The organism is Aurantimicrobium minutum, assembly GCF_029893825.1.
GTDB classification, from domain to species: Bacteria; Actinomycetota; Actinomycetes; order Actinomycetales; family Microbacteriaceae; genus Aurantimicrobium; species Aurantimicrobium minutum_C.
In genome coordinates this window covers 1,246,597-1,272,063 of the sequence record NZ_JARXXV010000001.1, presented here as the reverse complement: position 1 = coordinate 1,272,063, position 25,467 = coordinate 1,246,597, and the positions used below count along the sequence as shown (strand labels likewise).

The following is a 25,467-nucleotide window of genomic DNA, read 5'->3' as shown; positions in this document are numbered from 1 at the left end:
ATGTCGGTGTCAGCTTCTCCAGATTTCGTTGCGACCGGATCTATCGGTCGTCTCAAGCGTGTTCGCGTGTCCCAGCGCATGCGCAATGTGGAGCTCATTCTTATTCTCATCGCGAGCGCGATCAATGTTGCTGCGCTCGTGCTTGTGCAATGGGGGGTTCTCGGAAAGATTGATGCCGGGCCACTGGCGGTGTGTGGTTTGCTCGCCGTCTTGGTGCTCTCTATTCATGTCGCGATGCGTTTTGTTGCCCCACAGGCAGATGCGCTCATCTTGCCCATTGCCACCGTGCTCAACGGGTTAGGTATTGCCGAGATTTATCGCATTGACCTGGCTTTGGGTAATGAGGGCTGGGATTCACTAGCAAATAAGCAGATTGCGTGGACTGCGCTGGCACTGGGTGCTGCGCTGGGAACCATCGTTCTCATTCGTCACCAGCGCATTCTTCAGCGCTACACCTATGTGGCAGGTTTATTTGCTGTCATCTTGATTGCTCTACCTATGGTTCCAGGTCTTGGTATCTCCGTGAACGGGGCCCGGGTGTGGATTCAGATTGCCGGCCTGACCTTCCAGCCTGGTGAGATTGCCAAGATTGCCCTTGCGGTCTTCTTTGCCGGATATCTTGTTCAGCGCCGCGAAAGCCTGTCCATGGTCGGTCGCACTTTCCTCGGTATGCGCTTTCCCCGAGGACGCGACCTCGGGCCCATCTTGGTGGTGTGGGTGTTGTCGATGGCGGTCATCGTGTTCCAGCGTGACCTCGGTACTGGACTTCTGTTCTTCGGTTTGTTCCTCGTCATGCTTTATGTGGCCACGGGTCGAGGTAGCTGGGTGGCTCTTGGTTTGGGCTTGGTTGCCTTCGGTGCTGTCGTTGCTAATCAGACCCTGGACTACGTGCATGGCCGTTTTGCGAACTGGTATGACGCCTTCAACGATGCGAACTTCTCCGCAGACGGTGGTAGTTACCAGCTTGTTCAGGGCCTGTTTGGCCTTGCCCACGGTGGGGTAATTGGTACTGGTCTGGGTGAAGGAATGCCCGAGATCACTCCTGTTGCCCAGAGCGACTACATCATTGCCAGCTTGGGTGAAGAGCTTGGCCTGGCTGGCATCTTTGCCATCTTGTGTCTCTATCTTCTGCTCGTTGGTCGTGGCTTGCGCATTGGCTTTGCTGGCCACGATGACTTCAGCAAACTCCTTGCCGTGGGACTTTCTTTCACGATTGCGCTGCAGTGCTTCATCGTGATTGGTGGCGTGATGAGGGTCATTCCCCTCACCGGTTTGACCACGCCTTTCCTAGCTGCCGGTGGTAGTTCGCTGGTTGCCAACTGGATTATTGCCGCCTTGCTTCTTCGTCTCTCTGATTCCATCCGCAGCGAACCAAGGCTGGTGGTGGGATGAACCGGGAGCTCAAACGCGTCACCATCGCCGTGATTGGCATGTTTGTTGTGTTGTTCCTTGCCGCGAGTACCGTCCAGGTAATCACGGCAGATCAGCTCTATGCGGATTCACGCAACACCCGCACCATTTTTGATAGCTACCGCTACAAGCGCGGGTCCATCCTGGTTGCGGGAGCACCGATTGCGGAGTCTGTTCCTGTCGATGACAACTACCGCTACCAGCGCACCTATCCCAACCCCGCAACCTATGCGAACGTGACCGGGTATTTCACCTTGAACCAGGGAATGACCGGTATTGAGGGCTCACTGAACAACTACCTCAGCGGCAAGACCGGGTCTCAATTCTTGAACCAGCTCAATGCCATCCTCACCGGGCAGGAACCACAGGGGGCAACTGTTGCACTGACCCTTGATCCCGTTCTGCAACAAACAGCATTTGATGCACTTGGTGACTACGAGGGTGCTGTTGTGGTGATCGAACCCAGCACGGGCAAGATTCTGGCTATGGTGTCTAAGCCAAGTTATGACCCCAACCTGCTGGCTGCACACAACGCGGATGAAGTCATCTCCACCTATAACACCCTCATCGAAGACCCGCTCAAGCCTTTGATTGATAAGTCAATTACTGGTGACATGAACCCTCCCGGTTCGGTGTTCAAACTGGTGATGGTCTCTGCCGCACTCGAGTCAGGCAAGTACACACCAGAGAGCACATTTGAAAACCCCGCACAGTTCCAGCTGCCCGGCACAGACGTATTCATTGAGAACGCCACACACACATCCTGCGGTCCAGGCGCAACGGTGACACTAGCTACCGCACTGCGACTGAGCTGCAACATCCCCTTTGCTCAGCTGGGTCTGCAGCTAGGTCGCAAAGCGATTTTGGATCAGGCAAAGAAGTATGGCTTCAACACCTCATTCGAGATTCCCATGAAGACCGCTGCCAGTGAATTCCCGGTCGTGATGAATGACCCACAAACAGCACTGGCCTCATTTGGTCAATATGATGTGCGTGCAACCCCGTTGCAAATAGCGATGGTCTCAGCCGCCATCGCCAATGGCGGCAAGGTGATGTATCCCACCGTGCTCGACCAAATCCTCGAACCTACGCTCAAACCAATTTCTCAGTTTGAAGCGAAAGAATTCTCTCAGGCAATCAGCCCGGAGAACGCTGCGACCATCACCCAAATGATGATCAACAACGTCGATAACAGCAATCTCATAACTAATGTGAGAATTGATGGAGTAAAGGTCGCGGGTAAAACCGGTACGGCCCAAAATGGGGACGGGGAACCGTACACATTCTGGTTCACCGGATTCGCTCCGGCCGATGCTCCACGATATGCCGTCACTGTTCTTATTGAGAACGGTGGTGGTCTTGGACAAAACGGTTACACCAACGACATCGCAGTGCCCATCGCAAGAAAAGTCCTAGAGGCAGGATTAAACAAATGAGACCAACAGCTGGAATGACCTTCGGTGGTCGTTATGAACTCCAGTCACGCATTGCCATTGGTGGCATGGGTGAGGTCTGGCAGGCTACTGACCTTGTCATTGGTCGCCTCGTCGCGATCAAGATCTTGAAGGATGAATACCTGGGTGACCCCGGCTTCCTTGAGCGCTTCCGCGCCGAGGCCCGTCACGCTGCCCTGGTGAACCACGAAGGTATTGCCAACGTCTATGACTATGGCGAGGAAGAAGGATCTGCCTACCTCGTGATGGAACTGGTTCCCGGTGAACCGCTCTCTGCCGTGATTGAACGAGAGAAGACCCTGTCTATCGACAAGGTCCTCGACATTATTGCTCAGACCTCTGCAGCACTCCAGGCTGCCCACAGCGCCGGACTAGTTCACCGCGACATCAAGCCTGGAAATATGCTCATCACTCCCGAAGGTCGCGTGAAGATCACCGACTTCGGTATTGCTCGTATTGCTGACCAGGTTCCACTGACAGCAACCGGTCAGGTCATGGGAACCGTTCAATACCTCTCGCCTGAACAGGCGAGCGGTCACCCCGCATCTCCATCTACCGACATTTATTCACTCGGTATCGTCGCCTACGAATGCCTCGCAGGTAAGCGTCCCTTCACCGGTGAGTCTCAGGTCGCTATCGCGATGGCTCAGATTAACGAAGAGCCTCCACCACTTCCCGACACTATTGCTGAGCCTGTTCGCAACTTGGTTTACTCCTGCATTGCGAAGAAGCCAGCTGACCGTCCCGCCTCTTCTGCCAACCTGGCCCGTGCAGCACAAGCACTACGCCGTGGAGATCTTCAAGGTGCTGCCGCTGCAGTTCCTGGAGTGCTGGGCACCACAACCACCCCATTGGACGCAACCGTGGTCATGCCACGAACTGCCGCAACTGGAGCAACGACTGTTTTGAACATTCCTGATGCACCCGAGCCTGTTGAAACTACAGAAAAGAAGAAGCGCAGCCCCTGGACCTGGCCACTGATCGCACTCATTGGTGTGTTGGTGCTGGTTCTCATCGGTGCTGTCGTTGCGTTGACTTCTGGTGGTAACTCACCTACGCCTGCACCGACTGACACTACTCAGTCCGCAAGCCCCACCAAGACGAAGACTGCCTCGCCGACACCTACTGGCTCGGCAACACCCACAACGGCAGCCATCAACAAGGCAGACTACGTGGGCAAGTCTTTGGCTGACGCTACTGCTGCGCTGGAAAAGCTCAACATGAACGTCAACGCCGTGAAGGGAACGGCAGCACCCAGTGCTGACAAGGTAGGAATCGTTTACGACGTAAACCCCACCGGACCCAAGGTTCCAAACGGCACCACCATCAATGTGACCTACTACGGAGATCTTCCTGTAGCGCCAGCACCAACGGCGGCACCAACGCTCAATGACGACAACGCCACTCCAGGGCAGGCACTCATCGCCACCTGGGCAGGATACACAGCATGTCCTGCAGGTCACAGCCTGGAAAGCTACACCGTCTTGGTTGATGGTTCGCCCGTATCGTCTGTGCCCAACGCATCTGCACCGTTCACCGCACCAAGCAACATTGGTAGCCACACCATTGCTTACCAGGTGACCTGTGCTGGTCTGGCGGCAACCTCTAGTTCCCCCACAACCACCTTCACCGTCTCAGCGCTGGGATAGATTAGACACATAGTCTTATCAAGGGGAATCAGTGCCACTGAGTAACAAAGTCATCGCTGGACGCTATGAGCTCACCAAGCTCATCGGAAGCGGAGGCATGGCAGACGTTTATGTAGCCCAGGACACTGTGCTGGGCCGCAAGGTTGCCATCAAGGTGCTCAATGAAGAACTTGCTGCCAACAAGAAGTTCAGCCAACGTTTCAAGCAAGAAGCCAAGGCGTCTTCGGCCATGGACCACCCCAACATTGTCAGTGTTCTCGACGCCGGGGAAACCACTGAGACATCTCCAGATGGAACCAAGAACACCTATGCCTATCTGGTGATGGAATATGTGGACGGGTTGGAACTATCCAAGCTTGTCGCTCGTGGACCTCTCAAGGTTCCTGAAGCTATTCGTGTGACCAAAGAACTTCTCTCTGCTGTTGAGTTTGCACACAACAAGGGCATTGTTCACCGTGACATCAAGCCAGACAACATCATGCTCACCCGTCAGGGCAAGGTGAAGGTTCTGGACTTCGGTATTGCTCGAGCTGTTGCAGAGACCTTTGACGACATTGCAACAACCACCTCCATTCTGGGAACCGCTGCCTACTTCTCCCCCGAACAGGCACAGGGCCAGAAGGTGGACATTCGCACCGACCTCTATGCGGTCGGCATTGTGCTGTTTGAAATGCTCACTGGCAAAGTTCCCTTCACGGGTGACACTGCTGTTGCCGTTGCACACCAGCACATTCACGCACACCCACCAGCACCCAGCTCGCTAAACCCCAAAGTTTCCCTCGCGCTGGATCAGGTTGTTTTCACCGCGCTGGCCAAAGACAAAGCAGACCGCTTCCAAACCACTGCGGAATTCGGTCGTGAGCTTCGTGCTGCCGAAAACGCTAAGCCTGCCTCGCTGAATAAGTTTGTAGCTCCTGTTCCTGCCGAAGAAGTTGTTGCTGTGGCTATCGAAACAACCTCGCCTTCTGCTTCTGCAGATATGGAGAGCCTGCTGGGTTCCAACATTGCTGCCCCGGCAGTTGAAAAATCAACTACACCTGTTGAGCTGCCCGATGACTTCCTATTCCTTTTTGGTGACGACCCTCAAACCGCTCCCACGTTGATTCAGCCTGAGCAGTATCGTCCAGAACCCAAGCGCGTGGTGGCTGTTGTGGCAATCATTGCGTTGGTGTTTGGTGCTATCGCAGGTGTGGGACTGTGGGTAGCGACCCTCCAACCCACCAACATCTTCCCCTCCTCCACCGTGACTGTTCCTGCCTTGCAGAACGTAAAGGACACGGACGCTCTCAAACAGCTCAAAGACCTCGACCTCATTACCAGCACGGTTGTCGAGAACTCTGCACTGGTAAAGAAGGGCAAGGTCATTCGCACTGAGCCCGCCAAGGGAACTGTTGTTGATCCAGGAACTGCAATCACGGTCTATGTTTCCGCAGGTAAGACGATGGTTGAAGTGCCACAAGTCTCCGACATGTCTGTGGCCGACGCCAAGGTTCAATTGGAGGCAGTTGGCCTCGTGGTCGGAACGACCACAGAAGGCCACTCTCCTTCCTATGCTGCAGGAATGGTCATCAGCACCAGCCCCACCCTCGGAACCAAGCTCATTCAGGGCAGCAAGGTGAACCTGGTTGTCTCCGATGGCAAGATTGAGATTCCTGACCTCAAGGGCAAGACGGTGACTGAAGCAAACAACCTGCTCAGCACTCTCTCGATTACCCCCACTGTTCAGGCAGACACGAGCTGTGCGAAGTCCGATAACCCCACGGTGAAGTCACAGTCTGTTGCCCCCGGTGTTGTTCCCCAGGGAACAGCAATCACCATTACCTACTGCGCAGGCTAATCCCTAGCGAATCAGTGGGCTCTTGGTCAGAGCACGCTGTGCTGCGCCTTCGAGACCACAGACTTCTAGCCAGTTACCCAGCATGGTGTAGCCGCCCTCGGTGAGAACAGACTCTGGGTGGAACTGAACACCAAAGATGGGCGCTTCGACGTGCTGAAGGCCCATGATTACTCCACCGGTGGTGGAACTCGTTACGATGAGCTCATCTGGAACGGTGTCGTTGACCACGGCCAGTGAGTGATACCTGGTTGCAGTAAATGGCTGAGGGACAGCTGTGTAGAGTGTGCTGTCATTGTGATTGATCAATGAAGTCTTGCCGTGCATGAGCTCTTCAGCATTGGTGACGGTTGCTCCAAAAGCTTCACCAATTGCTTGGTGGCCGAGGCACACGCCCAATAGGGGAATGTTTTGCTGACGCGCAGAGTGGACAGCAGCAATAGAGACACCCGCATCAGAAGGCTTACCTGGACCGGGAGAAACCAGCACACCGTCATAACTGGCGAGGGTTGCATCCAGCTCAGCGAGAGGAATCTGGTCATTTCGAACCACGACAGTTTCAGCACCCAACTCTTGGAGGTAGCCGTTGAGGGTGTAGACAAAGCTGTCGTAGTTATCGATTACCAAGATCTTGGTCATTGGTTAACCGTAACCTCTCGCACAGAAATTGCCGCATCCACGGCAGGGAAGACAAACATCATGAGCAGGGTAATCACAACTGCTGCAGATGCGGTCAGGATGGCAATCTTGATCCACAAAGTGCCAGGCAATATGCGCCATAACGCTGCATACATTAAGAATTCACCTTCTGAGTTTTAGCCATTTCGGCAGGTGGGCCTGCATCACGAGGCTGCCAGGATTCCAGCACGCTATAGACAATCATGCGTTCAGCATCGCCAAGCAGAGGATTACAGGTCGTGATGGTCAGAATGCTCTGATCTCCTGGGGAAGCATTAGACCCGGGCACAGGCAGCAACACATCTACTGCTGTGGGAAGAACAAACTCATAGTTGCGGAATGCATAGGTGTAGTACCCATCCGCTGTTTCAACATAAATCTTGTCGCCTAGTTGCAGCTTCGGTGCATCCCCGAATGGACTACCCCAGTTGGTGCGGTGGACGGCGAGAGCGAAGTTTCCTGGCTGTCCTGGCCACTGAGAATTTGTGTAGTGGCCAAAGTAGCCATTGTTGAGCACGGTGCTTAGGTCAACGCTGTTCTTGATTACACGCGTGGAGTCTGCACCAAGACGGGGAATGTAGATGGTGGCAAACTTGGCACCCTCTGCAGCGCCAGCAAAAGCGGGTGCTGGTCCATAGTCTTGCGTGGTCGGGGCCGACTCTGACCTATCTTTGTCTGTCGACCACTGCTTAGACATCTCTGCAGTAGCGGAGTGCTGCTGGCCTGCGACAACTGCGTTGTTTATCCATAGCTGCCAAGCAAGAAACAACAAGACGATGGTGCCGAAGGTGATTAAGAGTTCGCCAGTAATTCCCATGATGCGAGAGAAGGTTGCTGGCTTGAACACCTGTCTAACTTTACCCGTCATGTAGAGCTCTTCCTGTGGAGTTGCTGAAGAAAGGGTAGACTTTTGAACACTATGGCTGCAGAAAAGAAGAAGCGCACTAAGGCACCTCGTAACCCTGAGGCACATGGCGCAGACGCACCGAACCCCGCATGGTTTAAGCCCGTCATGTTTGGCTTCATGCTCATCGGACTTGTGTGGATCATTGTGTTCTACATCAGCCAGGGCACACTGCCCATTTTGGCTCTGGGTTCGTGGAACATCCTGGTCGGTTTCGGCATCGCCTTCATCGGCTTCTTGATGACCACTCGGTGGCGCTAACTCTAATTACACGCGTGTAATTCTCCCCATGTGGACAACCATGTGGATAACTCTCGTTGTTAACCTGCGACAAACATCGGGGCGTGCGAGAGGGCTAATGCCACAAAGATCAGCACAGTGAGACTGAGCAAGCCCAGCTGAAGCTTGCGTTGGGTGTACTTGCGAGTCTGCACAAAGATGAACCCCAGCAGTGCTCCACCCAACAAACCACCCAGGTGTGCCTGCCATGAGATGCTCATTCCCGGCAGGAAGCCAATGACCAAGTTGATGCCTACAAGCACTAATAACTGGGTTGTTTCGCCTCCCAGCTTGCGTTGAATCACCAAGAAGGCGCCCATGAGGCCAAAGATGGCGCCCGAGGCTCCCACCACGAAAGTGTCATGGGGTGCCCAGAACATGACGCCCAGGGATCCGGCAAGGCCAGATGCTAAATACAGCGTGAGGAATCGAGCCTTGCCGAGCATTCGTTCAAGCATTTGGCCAAAAATCCACAGCGTATACATATTCAAAATGATGTGGAAAACAAAGCCTGTTGAGTGGGCAAAAACCGAGGTAAGCATGCGCCATGGCTCATATGGTGCGCCCACGGCGCTGTATTCGCCAAAGCTATACAGCGGCGCATATGCCAGATAGTTCGTGGCATCCAGACCAGGAATGAGTTGGGCCACATACAACAATGCCGAAATGGCGATCAAGCTGTAGGTCACAACGGGGGTTTGGTTACCCCGGCCACCCAAGGGTTGTCTGCCCATACGAGGCGTCTTGGCCTGTGCTTGGCCCAAACACTCAGGGCAAATCACGCCAACCGGTGCCTGCACCTGGCACTGCACACACACAGGACGTTCGCAGCGCTGGCAACGAATGTAGGTTGGCGTACCCGGGTGGCGATAACAGGAAGGGGCTACCTCAGCGGTAGCCCCAAAGCCTGTTTCGTTGGTCACGAAAAGTTAGACCTGTTCGATGGTGATGGATTCAATCACCACGTCGTCGAGTGGACGGTCACGACCATCGGTCGAGACATTGCCCAGCTGGTCAACGATGGCGCGGCTTGCTTCGTCCTCCACAGCACCAAAGATGGTGTGCTTACCCTGCAACCAGGTGGTGGGTGCAGTGGTGATGAAGAACTGAGAACCGTTGGTTCCCTTTCCACCGTAAGTACCCGCGTTCGCCATTGCGAGAACGTAGGGCTGGGTGAAGTTGAGTTCAGGGTGAATCTCGTCATCGAACTGGTATCCGGGTCCACCAGTACCAGTACCCAGCGGGTCGCCACCCTGGATCATGAAGTCAGGAATGATGCGGTGGAACACAACGCCGTTATAGAGAGGATCGTTGCGCTTTGCACCGGTGCGAGGGTCAGTCCACTCGATTTCTCCGGTGGCCAGTCCTACGAAGTTCTTCACGGTCTTAGGAGCGTGGTTTCCGTAGAGGTTGATCTTGATGGGGCCAAGAGTGGTGTTCATCGTGGCAACTGCAGTGTGAATAGACATGGCTCAATCTTTTCATATGGCGCCTGAGAATATGTTCCTCGTTCGCTCACCGGGGAACAGCTCTAGTGGCATTCCCAGACAACAGTGGCAAGATGGAACTATGGCACGCAAAAAGATGACAGAAGCAGAAGCACTTAAGGCTCACGCAGAAGAACTTCTGCGCGAACAGCAAAGGGTGCTCGCTCACGCTGGCAGCGTTGTTCGTGAAGCAAGTCGTGAACTCGGTCGCGTCACCAGCGAAGAAGTGTTCCCCCGCGTGGTGAAGACCTCTCGCGTCGCGGCTCAGAACACTCGTGACAAGCTCGTCGACGATGTACTTCCCACCGTTGCTTCAGTCATTGGCTCCACTCTTTCAGTTATCGATGCTGCCCGCGACAAGCGCGTGAAAGAAGTAACCAAGCAGGTTGCCAAGCTTGCTGCAGGTAAGAAGGCGGTTGCCCCTGCCGCAACTGCGAGCGCGGGAAAATACATCGCTGCAGGCATTGGTATTGCTGCCCTGCTGGGTATTGGTTACGTCGTCTGGCAAACATTCCGCGCTGACGACGAACTCTGGGTCTCTGAAGACGAATAAGCCCCATGGCTTTAGTTCTGCCCCAATTCCCAGTGGGGTCAGTGCTCATGCCCTATATGCCTTTGGCATTAAGGGTTTTTGAACCCCGCTATCTCAAACTCATGGGCGATCTCGTCGGTTCTCAGAACCCTGTCTTTGGTGTTCCCCTGCATCCACAACGCGTGGCAGCCGGTGAGCAGCCCGAGCGCCTCACCATCGGCACAGTTGCCAAAGTCGATGACTTTGGCATGACCGATGACTTCCTGGGAATTACTGCCACTGGCACCAAACGTTTTGTTGTCACTCAATGGTTAGAACCTGACCCCTATCCGCGTGCAGAGGTTGCCTATCTTCCGGATCTGGTCTGGGATGACGCATTCGACTCTCAACGCATGAGTCTTGAACTCGAAGTTCGAAGCCTTCTCGCCAGAGCAAGCTCGTATGGCGAGATGATGTGGGAAGCCGACACCGAAGTCTCAGATGATCCCATTGCGGCAGTGTGGCAACTGGCAGCCATGCTGCCAGTTCCTCCCCAAGAACAGCACACCATGCTGGAGTCGGAAGATCTTGAGACGCTCTTAGAAACTGCCTTGGCTATTTGTGCTGGTGGTAACCGTTTCCTTGATGGACTTGATGCCGGGGAGTCACCTCTGCCCTAGGTCTTTCCTGCGAGATACTGGAGCAATGACCGGCCCACAGCACTCTGAATCATGGAATGACGCTGTGTTGCACACGCAACACCACCCTCACTTCATGCAATCCCTTGCGTGGGCACAATTCAAGACCGGTTCCGGTTGGGAACCCTCCGGTCAGCACTTGACCAATGCTTCAGGTGAAGAAGTTCTTGCTGTGCAGGAGTTCACTCGACCTGCCTTTGGTCTCGGTAACCTCATTCATGCTCCGCGAGTTTCAGGCATTACCCCTGAGAAGGTTGCCGTGCTCACCGAGCACGCCAAGTCTCTTGCCGGGGGTAAGAACCTTGCCTACAAAATCGAGACCTACCAAGAAACTGACCCCGAACTCATTGCTGCTTACAAGCGCCATGGCTGGGTTGAGGCCTATCCCTCGCAATATCAGTGGTCGGTCACCGTCGATCTGACCCCAGACGAAGAAACCATGTTTGCCAGCTTTGGCCCTAAGGCACGCAATCACCTGCGCTTTGCCATGAAGGCGGATATCGAAGTCAACCGTGTTCCCTTCTCCGAGGAGAACATAGTTCAGTTGTTGGGTCTCGTGGGAGGCACAAAAGATCGTTCCGGTGCTTTCTTTAGATCAGAGGACTACCTGCGCAAAGCCTGGGGAACATTCGATGCAGCCGGCCAAGCCCGCCTCTACATGGCTCACCACGAAGGCACTCTCATCGCAGCTGCCGTAGTTTTCACTTTCGGCAAAAAGGCCTGGTACAAAGACGGCGGTTCCATTCGCACCCAAAAGCGCCTCCCTGCACCGCATCTGATGCAGTGGACCATTATGCGAGATCTCAAAGCCGAAGGCTTTGAGGCCTATGACCTCGGTAACGTTCCAGACCCTGAGAACATCACAGCTGGTGCCATGGAAGGCCTCTGGCACTTCAAGACAGGCTTCAACTCCACCGTTGACACCTACATGCCTGCCTTTGAGTATCCGTTGAACTCCAAGCAGAAGTTATGGAACAAGTTTGAGACCAAGTTCCTTGGTCTTTACTCACGCTTGCGCAAGGACTACTGGTACTAATTACTTCTTCGAAGCAGGGTGGTCCATCCGCATATAGACGCCGCCCTTTTTCAGTTCGTCCAGCATCTGATTCAGCCGCTTCTGGCGAATCTCTTGCCGAACGGCTCTCGTGATCCACGCGAGGTAGTCATTGCGTTGATAAGCAGGCCTGTGGTCATAGTCAGCACGCAAGCCTGTTTGCTCCAGAGCGAGCTTCACGTCCGCAGGCATCTCCACGAGCTTGCGACGCAGGTTACCCTTTTTGTCACGCATCTCTCGAGAGCTCATGTGGCCAGCGTAGTCTGAAGCTATGAATGATGTTGTGAAATACAACGAGGGCAGTGACCCCGCCAACCGCCCTGTCATCGACTTCCTTTTTGGAGAGTTCCAGCAAGCACTTCCCTCCGCCACTTTCAAGGTCTGGCATGGAGCGCCCGTCTTCTTTCTCGAGGACATTCCCGTGGTGGGGTACCAAAATCACAAGCATGGCGTGAAGGTGCTCTTCTGGAGTGGAAAAGATTTCTCAGAGCCCGGGCTGTTAGGCATTGGTAAGCACAGGGCTGCCGGCATCACCTACACAGATGTGACGTCGATCAATGTGGAAGACCTTCGTCGCTACCTGCGCCTGAGCTCAGAGATTATCTGGGACTATAGGTCACTTCGCCCAGGCAAGTGACCTAGCTTTTGGGCCTCGAACGTCTTAGGGCAATCCCCAATAAAACAGCAATGCCGCCTATTGCGCCGAGGGTAAAGGTATCTTCAAAACCTGTGTGGACTAGTAAGGCTTCCTGGGGTTGCGAGACTGAGGTCGTAGATAGTGCTGGAGTTGGAGTAGCAGTAGGAGCAATGTCTCCCGGGCACAATCCATTTGTATCAGCGGGGCTCAACGTAGGGGTTATTGGGGAGTAGAAGTGGCCCACGAAAGCATCCTCAGCCAGTTGATAATTCGTGTCAAAAATAAATCGAGTTGTAAAGCCTTGAGGTCCTGACTCGATGGCGAAGCCATTTGTGTAAAAGCCGTTTTGACGATTCCACGACGTTGGTTGAGTACCATTCCACACAATCGTGTAATCAGGTTGAGTACCAAACGCATAAATACCGTTCGAAATTGATCCAGGGTAAATTCCCGAAACGTTTGAGGACGTCACGCTAAACCCCGTCAAGGTATATGTCCCTTGAGGTGCCGTCCCATTTCCGGGCGTAGCTGGGTTCATCGAAAATGTCCCTCTCACCGCACCAGATTGCATTGACCAGCACCATAAATTCGGGTTGGGACTGGCCTGTACTGGCGAGACCGAAAAACCTAGAATGGCGAAAGTGAGAACAGTGAGAACAGCTCCGCGAATAATGTGAGGTCTCAAAACTTCTCCATAAATTTTGGTCCCCAACTAGACAATTCTAAATGCCGTAAATGAAAACGGACATCTGCCATTTCTGTTTGGTGTTCGGTTTGCATATCCAAGCAAGGAAATGTGATTTATCTCAATGTTTTTCTTCGCATGAAGAAAAACACACTAATTGCAAGAATTACAGGAAGAGTACATAATCCCAAAATTTCGAAAATTGTGGATTGCTGCTCAGTCTGAGTTTGAGCTTGTGAATCTGTTGGGGTGGTTTGAACTTCAATTCCATATGCCAAACTCACAATATTTCCGTTTGCATCAACACCGTTGATTTGTAGAGTGTGTGAACCCGGCTTGAGGTTACGAGGAATCATGAACTCAGTAGCTTCAGAACCTTCTGTGTCTGCTGTCGTTGCCACCAACTTGGTGGGAGTGGATTGAATCCACACAACGAGAGGACTACCTGGAGCAAACCCACTAGCCCGCAGATTGATGTTGTCCCCAGGGAGAGCAACACCGGCACTGGATGCAAACTGAAGACCAACTTGGGTCAATCCTGTGTCAGCAACTGCTTGATCGCCTTTTTCACTGAATACTGCAGATGAAACGACGCTTCCATTTATCAGTGCGACTGACCCCGAAGGAACAAGCTCAACTCGGCCATCAGAGGTAATTGTTGCTGAGCCAGGAGTGAGCAGCGACAGAGTGCTTGGAGCAACAGGAACAGGCATGATGTTGTTCTGAACAACAGACCAATCTGGCTGAACTGTCGTCACAGGAGTGGTTCGAGCCAATGACGATGACGGAATAACTCGAGGAGATGCCGGAGGTGTGACTACTGGCACGACCGGAGCAGCTGGGCGAATAGGTCCTAACACTACGGTCCATTCACCGTTTCGATCAGTTTCTGCCCGCACTCTTGCGTAATAAGTTTGACCGTTAGTAAGACCGGTGATGATTTTTTCTGACGCAGTTGTGCTTTCAGAACTTGAAGTCCATGCCTGCTGGTCGGTGGAGTACTCAACGGTATACCCGGTTAGAGGGACACCACCATTGTGTGCAGGAGCGCTCCAGCGCACAGTGAATTGTGCATTACCTGTTTCGCGAAGCACAATCGCTGGTGCTGCCGCGTTCACAGCGGCAATTGCTGAAGTTGCCGATGTGAAGACTTCTGTAGATCCCACGGAGTTTGTTTGAATAATTTTCACACGAAGCGTATTTCCAACAGGTGCTGTAACGCGGTACTCATTCGTGGTCGCACCGGAAATGTTGGTCCACGTGGAGCCATCCGAAGAAGTTTGCCACTGATATGTGGTTTGTGTGATCGTTGCGCCATTTGAATTCCACTGGCCCAAGGAGGCGGTGAGGAGCTGTTGATAGTTTGGAGTTCCACTCACGGCAGGAGAGCTCACCTGGAGAGGTAACCCTCGAGGGGCCTGGGTGCTTCCAGAAAAAGCCCAAGCTCCATTCAACCCATTGAGTGCTCTGACTCGAACGTAGTAATTTGTGCCATTGGTCAGGCCGGTGATGCTTTGAGAGGTAGTCAAAGATGCGGTTCTGGTAACTGTGTTCCACGTCACGGCATCAGTTGAATACTGGATTTGATAATCAGTGAGAGATACACCACCTGTGTTCGAAGGTGCCACCCAGGTCACAGTAAGTGTTTGATCAGTGGGAGTAACACTCACGCTCTGTGGGCCCGTTGGTGCTGATGCTGTAACTGCTGATGTTGCACTCGAATACACGATCGTGGATCCCACCGCGTTTGACCGAGTCACTTTCACACGGAGTTGTGCACCGATATTTCCCGAAACGGTCAATTGATCACCGGTTTCACCCGTGAGATCATTCCAGGTGCTGCCTGAGTTCGTTGAATATTGCCACTGGTAGTTGGCATTACCGAGTGTTCGCCCGTTTGAGTTCCAAGAACCTGCGTTAGCAGACAGTATCGAACCGTATGACGCAGTTCCTGAAACTGAAGGGAGAGAGGTGTTTATTGGGTTGCTTGCTGGGATGACAAAATCACCACTTATGGCGTACGCGCCATTACCTGCAGCAGTCACTGCTGTTACACGGACAAAGTACCCCGTGCCGTTTGTTAGTCCTGTGATCGTGTGAGAAGTGCTGTTTGCGGAGAGGAGTTGGCTCAGGTTCCATACGTCACCATCAAGTGAGTACTCAACGCGGATGCCTGAAATGGTTCCACCATTGCTCGTGGGAATACTCCAGGAGACATTGATTGAACTATCGCCAAAAACAGTGGCAAGGTTTCCTGGAGTTGACGCTAAGCCGGTTTGAATAATTCCTGATGTCTCACTGAAGGCATCTATAAATGTCCCCGAGTTGGCGCCATTAGTTTTGGAGACCTTGACTCGCAGATACTTTCCAACGTTTGTGCCTGTCAATACATATGTACTGTTGGTAGCCCCAGAAATGTCAGACCATCCATCTGAAGGGGAGTTTCTGGTCTGCCATTGATAATTCGTGGTGGTAACGGTGGCACCATTTGAGTTCCAGCTTCCATCAGAAGCAGTAAGAATTTCACCAGCAGCGTTTGCACCGCCAATTGTGGGCACTGCCGTATTGGATACTGCGCCAAAGGGCTTAACGGAAGTTGAGCTGACTGTAGATCCCCAGAAACCATTGCTCGCAGATACCCGAACGTCGTAGTTCGTTCCGTTAGTGAGTGAACTCAGAGAGTAGGTGGTTCCCGCAATAGAACTGCTTGCCACAATCCAGGTGCTCGAAGTGCTTTCCTTATATTCGAGCTTGTATCCAGTGATGGCAGAACCGCCATCATCGGATGGGCCGCTCCAACTCAGGTCGATGGTTTGATTGCCTGGTGTAGCTACAAAGTTCAGTGGCGAACTCGGAAGGCGTGGCAGAGTCAAGGTACTTGTTGAACTGTAAGAACCAGTCATGGTTGATACTGCGGCGACACGAAAGTAATAAGTTGCACCTGCAGAAAGACCACTAATACTGGCTGTTGTCTGAGTAGACGCAGCGTGGCTCCATGTAGTCACACCAGATGCAAAAGTTGAGGATTGTGAGTATTGAACTGTGTAGTCACTTAATGGATCTGTACCTGTATTCGAAGGAGCAGACCACGAAAGATCGACATTTCCGCTTGAGTTCGCTACTGCAGTCAAACCTGTAGGTTGATCTGGTGGGGTTGCAATGACAACAGTCTTAAGTGAGGGTGTCATTGAATAGTTTGCTGCCGAAACAGTGCTGTTTTGTCCGGCAGGCTGTGTTGGAACCAGGGCTTCATACATCCACTTAGTGCCGTAACTGCACAGGCCGTTGTGCCAGCCATACCAGTAGTTATTTCCGCCATTCATGCGTACCAGACCATATGTAAATGCTGAAGCCGCATTTAACATCATGCAGTGTTTGCCGACATTGCCCACAGGCCGTTGTAAACCAGCATTTGCGGAAGTTCTACCCCAGTTCCAGTACTCACCATTTACTGAATAAATTCCCGAGTTATCACCATTCCAGAATTGAACACCTTCCGCATCTGGACCAAACCATTTCCACTGGCCTTCGACATCATCCCTAGCAGCAATCCAGGCCTGATCTCTGTTGCCCCAACCAACCATGATTTGGGAGGCAAATACATCCTCGACCTGATATCGCAGTGTTGCTAAGTACGTCGTAACACCTGTTTGACCGTCCATTGTTCCAATAGCAGTTGCCATTGATGTTGCTACGGAAGGAATTTGGGCGTCATCTCTGAAAACGTAGTAGTGGAACTCTACATTTGAGCCATTCATTAATGGAATGTACTCACTACCGTTAGATACCCACATGGTGATTGTGTCAGTTCCAGTGGTTGACGAAGAATATTGCAACGTAGCCAATGCCGCATTTATGGAAGCTGCTGGACCGGAGAGCCCAATCATCTGTCCTGCAATTCCTAGTGTGGAATTACCCGTCGTGGCTGTGTAGTTGGGGGTATTTCTAATTCCCCATAAGTTTGCATAACTCGTGACAGAGAGTTGACCTGAAGGATTGCTCGTTCTGAGTAATACGCGAACTGTTCCGGTAATCGAGGCATTAACGCTGTATCCAGAAAGTGCTGTAGTGGTGTTGAGGGGTGCTGAATAATCAGCTGCAAAAGCAGGACTTGGGGTTGCCTGTGAAACGAAGGTACTGACTACAAGTGCTATCACTGCAATAAGCGAATAGAACTTTTTCATAATCGCAGTGAGGCGATTGATCTTCAGCACGTTCATTTTTATTTACTCCTGTTGGCGCTAAATGCGCAGCTCAAAAGAGGTGAAAACAATGAGGGTAAAACTAACCAAAATGAGCGACTCTATTCTATGGAATAGAGTCAAATTCCGCATAATTTCGCGCTTTTATTACGTCAAAGTCAAGTAATCTGGGGTGGGCGGGAAGCAGCAACTATGAGCAGAGCAAAAAAGAGTTCACCTAGTGAACCTGCGCCTTTAGATGAAACATTCTGGGCACTTTACGGGCTGACTAATCAGTCTGAGACCAGAGATAAGCTTGTCGCGCTGGCAATGTCTGAGATTTCCCGCCGAGGAATTCTTGATGTGAACGCGCGCTCTCTGTGCGATTTGCTGGGCGTTGATTACTCTCTGATTACCTACCACTTCGGAACTTTTGACGGGTTGCTCGCAGAAGTATTTGTGCATGTGCACGAACTTTGGATTGCAAGTATCAAGGAAGCTCTCGGCCATACGTATTCCTCGCCAGAAGAGCGCATGCGGGCAGTATTGGAAGCTCAAATTAATCGAGCAATTAAATACGGCATGGTTGTGGGTATCGCACACCTGCCTCAGGTTTCCGAAAACGTCACTCGAATTTTGAATGAAAAGTTTCCGAGGCGACTAGCAGCAGCTGTTGGTTTTTCGGTCGGCGTTATGTCCATGCTTGTTAGTGACTTAAAAGCAGGAACCATGACTGATTTTCAGTTGGACACAGTTCGAGAACCGGAAGATGTACTTGAGAGCCCTTTTGCTGCCGAAGTTCCCGCTGCCATTCGAATCCAATGGGCAATGGTTGGCCCAACCCTGTGGATGACAGGTGCTGGTGGTGGAAACAAAGAAATTCTTGAAGTCGACGATCGGCTTGACGTACAACATCAAGTGAGAGTGTTTATCGATCGCCTCATACTGAGTGCGAGAGAAAGCTAAAGAAAAAACACCCGCCATTTCTGGCGGGTGTTTTCTTTATGTGGAGCCTAGGAGAATCGAACTCCTGACCTCCTGCTTGCAAAGCAGGCGCTCTACCAATTGAGCTAAGGCCCCGATTGCTTTTACTACTTTACATGAAAATGTTCAGTGCAATTGCGTGGGGCTACCAGGACTTGAACCTGGGACCTCTTCATTATCAGTGAAGCGCTCTAACCACCTGAGCTATAGCCCCGCTTAGGCAGATTCGAGACTACCGGAAAGCCGGCAAATCTCTAAATCGAGCCTAGGTTTATTTACTGCTGGTTGGTGAAACCGACAGAAAGACCGCCGGTGATCTTTGCTGCTGCGTTGTAAAGAACAGCGCAAATTGCACCCATCACGGTGATCACAATCATGTTCACAACGCCCACGGCAGCAGCCGCGCCCACGGTCTTACCCATGGAAGCAATGCTGTTGATGTCGAAGGAGTTGTTGCCCAGCACTTCACCAGCAACGCTGTTTGCGGTGGTGAAGATACCGGTCTGAACGAAGACTAGGTAAAGCAGGAAGGTTCCGATGACAACCACAATGAACTGTGCAAGTCCAAGCAGGAAGGACATCTTCAGCGCAGACATGAAGTCGATGTAGACGAGCTTCAGGCGAACCTGCTTAGCTGCGGGTCCCTTGGGTTCGCTCTTGGGAAGCTTGTCCTTGAGCTTCTGTGCCAATGCGTTACTCATCTGTTGCCTCTTCCACTACAGCGTCTCCGCTGGTTGTTGCTACTTCTTCTTCAACTGCATCTTCTGCAGATTCAAGATTACGCTCTGAATTGCGAGCGACGGCAAGAATCTTGTCGCCCTCTTCGAATCTAGCGAAGACAACACCCATGGTGTCACGTCCCTTGGCGGGTACTTCGTTGACAGAAGAGCGGACAACCTTGCCGGATTCGAGAACGACAAGAACTTCGTCTTCCTCTTCCACAATCAGTGATCCCACCAGGTCTCCGCGGTCTTCGCTGAGCTTGGCAACCTTGATTCCCAAACCACCACGGTTTTGTGTGCGGTACTGATCTGCTGAGGTGCGCTTGGCGTAGCCACCCTCGGTGACCACGAAGACGAATCCGGAGTCAGAAACCAGTGATGCCGACAGCAGGCTGTCTCCACCTCGGAACTTCATACCCGTCACACCCGAGGTGGAGCGACCCATGGGGCGCAATGCCTCATCGGTTGCGGTGAAGCGGATGCTCATACCCTTGCGTGAAACAAGCAGAACATCGGAGTCTGCTTCCAGCAGAAGTGCCGAGACCAGCTCGTCACCTTCGCGCAGCTTGATGGCAATGATGCCGCCGGTGCGGTTGGTGTCGTATTCGGTCAGTGCGGTCTTCTTGATCAGACCATCACGTGTTGCCAGGGCCAGGTACTGAGCTGCCTGGTAGTCACGGATGTCGAGGATCTGGGTGACCTGCTCTTCTGGAGCAAGTGCGAGCAGGTTAGCAATGTGCTGACCCTTCGCGTCACGACCTGCCTCTTGAACTTCATACGCCTTCGCACGGTAAACACGACCGGTGTTGGTGAAGAACAACAGCCAGTGGTGTGTGGTGGTGACGAAGAAGTGCTCGACCACATCATCTGCACGAAGCTGCGCACCCTTCACGCCACGACCACCACGGTGCTGGCTGCGGTAGTTGTCGCTGCGGGTGCGCTTGATGTAGCCACCGCGGGTAACGGTGATGACCATTTCCTCTTCAGGAATGAGGTCTTCCACATTCATGTCACCATCAAAGCCAGGCATGATCTCGGAGCGACGGTCGTCGCCGTAGCGGGCAACAATGTCGGTGAGTTCTTCCGAGACGATCTCACGCTGACGAGCAGGGCTTGCCAAGATCGCGTTGAACTCCGTGATCTGAGCTTCCAGTTCGGTTGCCTCGTCGATGATCTTCTGGCGCTCGAGTGCTGCCAGGCGGCGCAGCTGCATTTCCAAGATGGCACGAGCTTGCAGCTCGTCAATCTTGAGGAATGACATCAGGCTGTCACGAGCATCTTCAACCGTGGGGCTCTTACGAATCAGAGCGATAACTTCGTCGAGAGCATCCAACGCAGCAAGGTAGCCCTTGAGGATGTGCATGCGCTCTTCTGCCTTGCGCAGGCGGAACTGCGTGCGGCGAACGATGACATCAATCTGGTGTTCTACCCAGTTGGAGATGAATCCATCGATGGAAAGGGTGCGAGGAATTCCGTCAACGATGGCGAGCATGTTGGCGCCAAAGTTTTCCTGCAGCTGAGTGTGCTTGTAGAGGTTGTTGAGAACGACCTTAGCTACAGCATCACGCTTGAGCACGATGACCAAGCGCTGTCCGGTACGGCCAGAGGTTTCATCGCGGATATCCGCGATACCGGTGATCTTGCCGTCCTTGACGAGCTCGGCAATCTTGATGGCGAGGTTGTCAGGGTTGACCTGGTAGGGAAGCTCGGTCACGACCAGGCAGGTTCGGCCCTGGAGTTCTTCAACGCTGACCACGGCACGCATCGTGATGGAACCACGACCGGTGCGGTAAGCATCCTGAATTCCCTTGATGCCCAAGATCTGCGCACCGGTGGGGAAGTCTGGGCCCTTGATGCGAGAGATCAGCGCTTCGAGAAGTTCTTCACGCGTTGCATCGGGGTTAGCCAATGCCCACAGTGCACCTTCGGCAACTTCACGCAGGTTGTGGGGAGGAATGTTGGTTGCCATACCCACGGCAATACCGACAGATCCATTGACCAGCAGGTTGGGGAAACGGGAAGGAAGAATCGAAGGCTCTTGAGTGCGGCCGTCGTAGTTGTCCTGGAAATCGACGGTTTCTTCGTCGATGTCGCGAACCATTTCCAGCGCCAAAGGAGCCATCTTGGTTTCGGTGTAACGAGGAGCAGCCGCAGAGTCATTACCGGCTGAACCAAAGTTTCCCTGTCCCAGAGCAAGTGGGTAGCGCAGTGACCAGGGCTGAACCAGACGAACCAGTGCGTCATAGATAGCCAAGTCACCGTGTGGGTGGAACTGACCCATCACGTCACCGACTACACGAGCACACTTAGAGAATGCCTTATCGGGGCGGTAGCCACCGTCATACATCGCGTAGATCACGCGGCGGTGAACTGGCTTCAAACCATCGCGAACATCGGGAAGTGCGCGGCCCACGATAACGCTCATGGCGTAGTCGAGGTAGGAGCGCTGCATCTCCAGCTGCAGGTCTACCTGCTGGATGCGGTTCTCTCCGTTTTCGTCAGTGGTGACTAGTTGATCGTTAGATGTCAAGGAAACGCACATCCTTTGCATTCTTCTGGATGAAGTTTCGACGTGACTCCACGTCTTCACCCATCAGGGTTGAGAAAATTTCGTCCGCAGCCACTGCGTCATCCAGGGTGACCTGGAGCAGGGTGCGAGTTTCGGGGTTCATGGTGGTGTCCCACAGTTCGCGGTAGTCCATCTCACCCAGACCCTTGTAGCGCTGGATTCCGTTGTCCTTGGGGATCTTCTTGCCTGAGGCAAGTCCTGCCTCAAGCTGACGATCACGCTGTTCGTCCGAGTAGACATACTCGTGATCAGCGTTGGACCACTTCAATCGATACAGCGGTGGTTGCGCAAGGTAGACATAACCAAGCTCAATCAATGGCTTCATGTAACGGAAGAGAAGGGTCAGCAGCAAGGTAGTGATGTGCTGGCCATCAACATCAGCATCGGCCATGAGCACAATCTTGTGATACCTGGCCTTCTCTGGGTTGAAGTCTTCACCAATACCTGCACCGAAGGCGGTGATCATGGCCTGGACTTCATTGTTAGCCAGAGCCTTGTCTAGGCGTGCCTTCTCCACGTTGAGAATCTTGCCTCGCAGAGGAAGGATGGCCTGGGTTTCGGGGTTACGACCCTGAACGGCAGAACCACCAGCGGAGTCACCCTCCACCATGAAGATTTCGGAAATGGACGGATCCTTGCTGGCGCAGTCCTTGAGCTTGCCGGGCATACCGCCACCCTCAAGCAGACCCTTACGGCGTGCGGTTTCGCGGGCCTTGCGAGCAGCCATACGTGCGGTTGCTGCCTGCAATGCCTTGCGAATAATTTCCTTTGCTTGGTTGGGGTTGCGCTCGAACCAGTCACCTAAGAAGTCGCCGGTGATGCGCTGAACGAATGCCTTCGCTTCAGTGTTTCCCAGTTTGGTCTTGGTCTGACCTTCAAACTGTGGTTCACCCAGCTTGATGGAGACAACTGCGGTAAGACCTTCGCGGACGTCATCACCGGAGAGGTTTTCGTCCTTCTCTTTGAGGATGCCCTTTTCGCGTGCGTACTTGTTGACCAGTGTGGTCATTGCGGCACGGAAGCCTTCTTCGTGGGTTCCACCCTCGTGAGTGTTAATGGTGTTTGCGTAGGTGTGAACACTTTCGCTGTATGCGGTGGTCCACTGCATAGCGATTTCGCAGGAGATCTTCTTCTCGGTGTCTTCGGATTCGAAGTAGATGATCTCATCGTGAACAATGTCGTTCTTTTTAATGGTGTTGAGGTACTCGACGTAGTCCATCAAGCCGTTTTCAAACATGTAGGAAACGGTGAGTGCATTGCCTTCGTCATCGACCTGGTTCTCATCGATCAGAGTGATGCGCAATCCCTTGTTGAGGAAGGCCATCTGCTGGAAGCGTGCACGCAGGGTTTCGTAGTCGAACACGATGGTTTCGAATATGTCTGCACTGGGCCAGAAAGTAATGGTGGTTCCGGTTTCGTCAGTGGGACCACCCTTGGCCAGCGGTGCTTCTGGAACACCAATGTTGTAGCTCTGGGTGTAGGAGAAGCCTTGACGCTTGACCTCAACTTCGAGGTGAGAAGACAGTGCGTTTACGACGGAGCTACCCACACCATGCAAACCACCGGAGACGGCGTATCCGCCGCCACCGAACTTTCCACCTGCGTGCAGCACAGTGAGTACAACCTCAACGGTCGACTTACCTTCGGTGGGGTGAATATCTACGGGGATTCCACGACCGTTATCGATAACGCGGATGCTGCCGTCTTTGCGCATGAAAACTTTGATGTCATCGCAGTATCCGGCGAGCGCCTCATCGACGGAGTTGTCGACGATCTCATAGACCAGGTGGTGCAGACCGCGAGGTCCGGTCGAACCGATATACATACCGGGACGCTTTCGAACTGCTTCGAGTCCTTCGAGAACCTGAATATTACTGGCGCCATATTCGCCATCTGGTGTTGGCTTTTCAGATTCGTCAGACATACGTTTTGTAACTCCCTATGCATGTATCGCAATTGCCCCTAATTCTATCTTTTGGGGGCTGGGAAAATCGGGAGAAACGGGCTCTGGCGCGTTTTTATTTATCGCTTGACCAGAAACCTATTCTCAGCCGTAAGTATCGCGAGGACCACGCCCTGGAATTGATTTGGGGCCACGTTTCCAGCTTGGGGCGTTGGGTCCTTGAAAGCGGATAGCCGTCACACCTGATTCGGGGTGTGCTTGGAGAACCTTAGTCAAGACCTCGGTGCGCATTAATCGAAGCTGCGTTGCCCAGGCAGTTGACTCACACAAAACGGTCAATGTGGCGTCGTCTATTCCTAGCGGTGTTGTTCTGGCAGCGATGTCGGGACCCACAATATTTGGCCAGTCCGTCAACAGGTCTGATTTAGCCAGCGGAGCCTTCCAGCCCAGTTGTTGTGAGAGCGAAGTCAACACATCATCGAGGCCTTTGGGATCCCGGCCAGGGGAGAAGGGCATTTCGTTGGCATGCTCTTCTGCGGTGCGTTTGCGCGCCCGGGCATCCCGGGAGAGTTTCCCGCGGGGAGTTCCGGTTGCCTTGGACTTCAGTCGTGAATACAGCGCCAGGGCTTCCGATTCTTCGGGCCCCGCCGCGTCAGCGGCGTCAGGCCCGTTCGCGTTGATTTCACTCATGAGCAGGGTTTTCTGTGCTGATGGTTCCCTTTTTCACGTGAAACACTTGTGTCATCAGCTGTGAAGGAACGTCTTCTGCCACGGCTGCAGTAATGAAGGTCTGTTCGAAATCAGCGACGGCCTCCGCGAGGCGTTCACGCCGAGCGGAGTCCAATTCTGCAAATACGTCATCCAAAATCAGGATCGGATCACCCAGAACTGATTCACTGCGGAGCAGCCTGGCTGCCGAGAGCTTAAGTGACAGAGCATAAGACCAGGTTTCGCCGTGGCTGGCATAACCTTTTGCGGGCAAATTGTTCAAACCGAATTCAACATCGTCTCGATGCGGCCCAACCAGAGTCATTCCGCGTTCGATTTCTTGCACTCGGCCAGATTCCAACAGGTTTCTGAACTTTTCGGCATAGGCCGTGGCGGATTCGGCTCCGTCAATCGAGGGCTTGAGCTCGATACTGACTTCGTGATCACTTCCGGCAATAGCTTGATATGCCAGGGCTAGCGGTCCGGAAAGATCCTGCAAGAGGCGGGTGCGTTCTGCCGTTATTTCTGTTCCGAGCTCAACAAGGCGTTCATCCCAAATATCCAGCGTTCCCAGGTTCCCTGCATCAATATCTTTCACTCGGGCCGTCTTGAGAAGGGTGTTTCTTTGTTTGAGCACCCGGTCGTAGTCAGAAACAACGCCAGCTAGGCGGGGTGTGCGCTGAATAATGAGGTCATCCATGAATTTTCGGCGACCCGATGGCTCACCCCGAACAAGCATGAGATCTTCGGGGGCAAAGATCACGGTGGAGATGTAGCGGGGAAAATCACGAATTTTGGCATTTGCGTGATTTGCCTGGGCTTTATTTGCACTATTTCTATTGAGTTGGGCTTCTAACAAGATCGTACGAGAGTCATGCGCCAAGTTGACTCGGATAATTGCTGCTTCTGAGCCTTGTCGAATCAACGCCGAATCAATACTCGTGCGGTGAGAACCCAGAGTTGCCAAATAATTAATGGCTTCAACAATGTTGGTTTTACCTTGGCCATTAGAGCCAACGAGAACAACAGAACCTAAACCTGGCTCAATATCGGCCTGGGCGTAGTTCCTAAAGTCACGAAGACTGAGTGAGCTGACGTGCATCGCTCAGATTTTCAGTGC

General features: G+C 53.0%; 22 protein-coding genes and 2 tRNA genes. 10 read left to right on the top strand and 14 right to left on the bottom strand.

All coding sequences use genetic code 11. From position 1 onward, the window contains the following. Genes M2120_RS06205 through pknB form a run of 4 tightly spaced genes read left to right on the top strand, consistent with a single transcriptional unit; the run spans position 1 to position 6,350 of the window. Positions 1-1,392, top strand: a complete 1,392-nt coding sequence (locus M2120_RS06205) for an FtsW/RodA/SpoVE family cell cycle protein (RefSeq protein WP_280797842.1) — start codon at positions 1-3, stop codon at positions 1,390-1,392. Further along, a complete protein-coding gene (locus M2120_RS06200; RefSeq protein WP_280797841.1) occupies positions 1,389-2,846 on the top strand; it encodes a peptidoglycan D,D-transpeptidase FtsI family protein in 1,458 nt (485 codons plus the stop codon). The genes M2120_RS06205 and M2120_RS06200 overlap by 4 nt, the downstream gene beginning before the upstream one ends. Continuing rightward, positions 2,843-4,513 carry a protein kinase domain-containing protein gene (locus tag M2120_RS06195; protein WP_280797840.1) on the top strand — a complete coding sequence of 557 codons (1,671 nt, stop codon included), beginning with the start codon at positions 2,843-2,845 and terminating at the stop codon, positions 4,511-4,513. The genes M2120_RS06200 and M2120_RS06195 overlap by 4 nt, the downstream gene beginning before the upstream one ends. Positions 4,514-4,544: 31 nt before the next feature. Next, the gene (gene pknB, locus M2120_RS06190) at positions 4,545-6,350 is read left to right on the top strand and encodes a Stk1 family PASTA domain-containing Ser/Thr kinase (protein ID WP_280797839.1); all 1,806 of its coding nucleotides are present in this window, start codon (positions 4,545-4,547) and stop codon (positions 6,348-6,350) included. Positions 6,351-6,353: 3 nt separating this feature from the next. Here pknB and M2120_RS06185 read toward each other — a convergent pair whose 3' ends face one another. From M2120_RS06185 to M2120_RS06175, 3 genes are read right to left on the bottom strand one after another with little or no spacing between them, the layout of a single operon-like run. Beyond that, positions 6,354-6,986, bottom strand: coding sequence for an anthranilate synthase component II (locus tag M2120_RS06185; protein ID WP_280797838.1), 633 nt, complete (start codon positions 6,984-6,986; stop codon positions 6,354-6,356). Beyond that, a complete protein-coding gene (locus M2120_RS06180) occupies positions 6,983-7,141 on the bottom strand; it encodes a hypothetical protein (protein WP_280797837.1) in 159 nt (52 codons plus the stop codon). Before M2120_RS06180 ends, M2120_RS06185 begins: the two co-directional genes overlap by 4 nt. Then, positions 7,141-7,893, bottom strand: coding sequence for a class E sortase (locus tag M2120_RS06175; RefSeq protein ID WP_280797836.1), 753 nt, complete (start codon positions 7,891-7,893; stop codon positions 7,141-7,143). Before M2120_RS06175 ends, M2120_RS06180 begins: the two co-directional genes overlap by 1 nt. A gap of 51 nt (positions 7,894-7,944) precedes the next feature. On the opposite strand from M2120_RS06175, the gene M2120_RS06170 reads away from it, so the two are divergent. Continuing rightward, positions 7,945-8,190: a cell division protein CrgA gene (locus tag M2120_RS06170; RefSeq protein ID WP_280797835.1), complete on the top strand. Its 246-nt coding sequence runs from the start codon at positions 7,945-7,947 to the stop codon at positions 8,188-8,190. Positions 8,191-8,249: 59 nt separating this feature from the next. On the opposite strand, the gene M2120_RS06165 is transcribed toward M2120_RS06170, so the two are convergent. Beyond that, positions 8,250-8,942: a rhomboid family intramembrane serine protease gene (locus M2120_RS06165; RefSeq protein ID WP_280797834.1), complete on the bottom strand. Its 693-nt coding sequence runs from the start codon at positions 8,940-8,942 to the stop codon at positions 8,250-8,252. 195 nt (positions 8,943-9,137) lie between these two features. Beyond that, a complete protein-coding gene (locus M2120_RS06160; protein ID WP_280797833.1) occupies positions 9,138-9,677 on the bottom strand; it encodes a peptidylprolyl isomerase in 540 nt (179 codons plus the stop codon). 100 nt (positions 9,678-9,777) lie between these two features. Here M2120_RS06160 and M2120_RS06155 point away from each other — a divergent pair, with 100 nt between their 5' ends. From M2120_RS06155 to M2120_RS06145, 3 genes are read left to right on the top strand one after another with little or no spacing between them, the layout of a single operon-like run. After that, the gene (locus tag M2120_RS06155) at positions 9,778-10,248 is read left to right on the top strand and encodes a hypothetical protein (protein ID WP_280797832.1); all 471 of its coding nucleotides are present in this window, start codon (positions 9,778-9,780) and stop codon (positions 10,246-10,248) included. Positions 10,249-10,253: 5 nt separating this feature from the next. Next, positions 10,254-10,886, top strand: a complete 633-nt coding sequence (locus tag M2120_RS06150) for an LON peptidase substrate-binding domain-containing protein (protein WP_280797831.1) — start codon at positions 10,254-10,256, stop codon at positions 10,884-10,886. A gap of 25 nt (positions 10,887-10,911) precedes the next feature. Next, entirely contained in the window at positions 10,912-11,940 is a 1,029-nt protein-coding gene (locus tag M2120_RS06145) for a lipid II:glycine glycyltransferase FemX (RefSeq protein ID WP_280797830.1), read from the top strand. Here M2120_RS06145 and M2120_RS06140 read toward each other — a convergent pair whose 3' ends face one another. Next, positions 11,941-12,207, bottom strand: a complete 267-nt coding sequence (locus M2120_RS06140) for a YdeI/OmpD-associated family protein (RefSeq protein WP_280797829.1) — start codon at positions 12,205-12,207, stop codon at positions 11,941-11,943. Between the two features lie 22 nt (positions 12,208-12,229). On the opposite strand from M2120_RS06140, the gene M2120_RS06135 reads away from it, so the two are divergent. Beyond that, complete coding sequence (locus M2120_RS06135) at positions 12,230-12,595, top strand: DUF1801 domain-containing protein (RefSeq protein ID WP_280797828.1); 366 nt, start codon at positions 12,230-12,232, stop codon at positions 12,593-12,595. 801 nt (positions 12,596-13,396) lie between these two features. Here the strand turns inward: M2120_RS06135 and M2120_RS06130 are convergent. Next, positions 13,397-17,500 carry a fibronectin type III domain-containing protein gene (locus M2120_RS06130; RefSeq protein ID WP_280797827.1) on the bottom strand — a complete coding sequence of 1,368 codons (4,104 nt, stop codon included), beginning with the start codon at positions 17,498-17,500 and terminating at the stop codon, positions 13,397-13,399. A 174-nt stretch (positions 17,501-17,674) separates the two neighbouring features. On the opposite strand from M2120_RS06130, the gene M2120_RS06125 reads away from it, so the two are divergent. Continuing rightward, entirely contained in the window at positions 17,675-18,427 is a 753-nt protein-coding gene (locus tag M2120_RS06125) for a TetR/AcrR family transcriptional regulator (RefSeq protein WP_280797826.1), read from the top strand. A 41-nt stretch (positions 18,428-18,468) separates the two neighbouring features. Here the strand turns inward: M2120_RS06125 and M2120_RS06120 are convergent. The 7 genes from M2120_RS06120 to recF all read right to left on the bottom strand — a co-directional run bounded on the left by M2120_RS06120 (position 18,469) and on the right by recF (position 25,449). Next, positions 18,469-18,541 (bottom strand) — tRNA-Ala (locus tag M2120_RS06120). Positions 18,542-18,585: 44 nt separating this feature from the next. Then, positions 18,586-18,659, bottom strand: a tRNA-Ile gene (locus M2120_RS06115). A 61-nt stretch (positions 18,660-18,720) separates the two neighbouring features. After that, entirely contained in the window at positions 18,721-19,146 is a 426-nt protein-coding gene (locus M2120_RS06110) for a DUF3566 domain-containing protein (RefSeq protein WP_280797825.1), read from the bottom strand. Beyond that, positions 19,139-21,619, bottom strand: coding sequence for a DNA gyrase subunit A (gene gyrA / locus M2120_RS06105; protein WP_432418551.1), 2,481 nt, complete (start codon positions 21,617-21,619; stop codon positions 19,139-19,141). Before gyrA ends, M2120_RS06110 begins: the two co-directional genes overlap by 8 nt. Positions 21,620-21,686: 67 nt before the next feature. Further along, positions 21,687-23,660 carry a DNA topoisomerase (ATP-hydrolyzing) subunit B gene (gene gyrB / locus M2120_RS06100; protein ID WP_280797823.1) on the bottom strand — a complete coding sequence of 658 codons (1,974 nt, stop codon included), beginning with the start codon at positions 23,658-23,660 and terminating at the stop codon, positions 21,687-21,689. A gap of 123 nt (positions 23,661-23,783) precedes the next feature. Further along, positions 23,784-24,329, bottom strand: coding sequence for a DUF721 domain-containing protein (locus M2120_RS06095; RefSeq protein ID WP_280797822.1), 546 nt, complete (start codon positions 24,327-24,329; stop codon positions 23,784-23,786). After that, positions 24,322-25,449: a DNA replication/repair protein RecF gene (recF, locus tag M2120_RS06090; RefSeq protein WP_280797821.1), complete on the bottom strand. Its 1,128-nt coding sequence runs from the start codon at positions 25,447-25,449 to the stop codon at positions 24,322-24,324. Before recF ends, M2120_RS06095 begins: the two co-directional genes overlap by 8 nt. Between the last annotated feature and the right edge of the window lie 18 nt (positions 25,450-25,467).